The organism is Neisseria sp. HMSC70E02 (assembly GCF_001838645.1).
Taxonomy (GTDB): Bacteria; Pseudomonadota; Gammaproteobacteria; order Burkholderiales; family Neisseriaceae; genus Neisseria; species Neisseria macacae.
In genome coordinates this window covers 1-1,010 of the sequence record NZ_KV838133.1, presented here as the reverse complement: position 1 = coordinate 1,010, position 1,010 = coordinate 1, and the positions used below count along the sequence as shown (strand labels likewise).

At 58.5% G+C, this 1,010-nt stretch carries 1 pseudogene; it reads left to right on the top strand.

The features are described 5' to 3' along the window. Positions 1-1,010, top strand: a pseudogene (locus tag HMPREF3277_RS12325) (hypothetical protein); the annotation flags it as partial.

The window sequence follows — 1,010 nt, the reverse complement described above, 5'->3', positions numbered from 1 at the left end:
CTGGGTAAAGACGGTCTGAAAGCAGGCGATGTCAACATCACTGCCGACGGTATCAACGCAGGCGGTAAGAAAGTGACCGGCGTCGCCGCAGGCACCGTCGCCGCAGGCAGCACCGATGCCGTCAACGGCGGACAACTGCACCAAGTTTACGAACTGATCGGCAGCAACGGCGGCAACGTCAACACTGCACCGCCGTCAGTCGAAGCAGACGGCAAAGCAGGCTTGGGTAATATCAAAAACATTACCCTGGTGGACAACAGCAACAATCCGAACGTAACCAACGTTACGAACGAGACCAAGATTGCCCAGTCCAACGGTTACAGCCTCGTGACCTACAACGTCGAAGACCAAGGCATGTACGTGACCAACAACGTCATCGAAGCCGTAGGCCGTATGAACGAACAAGGCATCAAGTTCTTCCATACCAACGACGGCGAAGTGAACCCCGACGTACAGGCACGCAACAGCGAAGACTCCAGCGCGAGCGGCGCCTACGCCACAGCAGTCGGCTTCCAAGCCGCCTCCAAAGGCACCAACGCCATCGCCATCGGTAAAGGTGCCAAAGCCAACGCCGAGAACACCATCGCCATCGGTACCGGCAACATCGTCAGCGGCAAAAACTCCGGCGCCATCGGTGACCCGACCGTAGTAAGCGGCAACAGCTCTTACTCCATCGGTAACAACAACAACGTATCCGCCGACAACGCCTACGCACTGGGCAGCAACATCAAAGCCACAGTCAACGACTCCGTCTACCTCGGCGACCGCGCCCAAACCCAAGGCATCCATACGGCTGATGCGGCCAAAGGCGAAGCCTATACCTACGGCGGCCTGAACGACAAAGCCGTGGCAGGCAAAGCAGGTTCGGCTGCCGCCGCGAGCAAAGTCGCCGGTGTCGTCACCGTCGGCAACGGTACGGACGAGACCCGTCAGGTACAAGGTGTGGCGGCAGGTGTGGTATCTGCGGATTCGACCGATGCGATCAACGGCAGCCAGTTGTATTACACCAA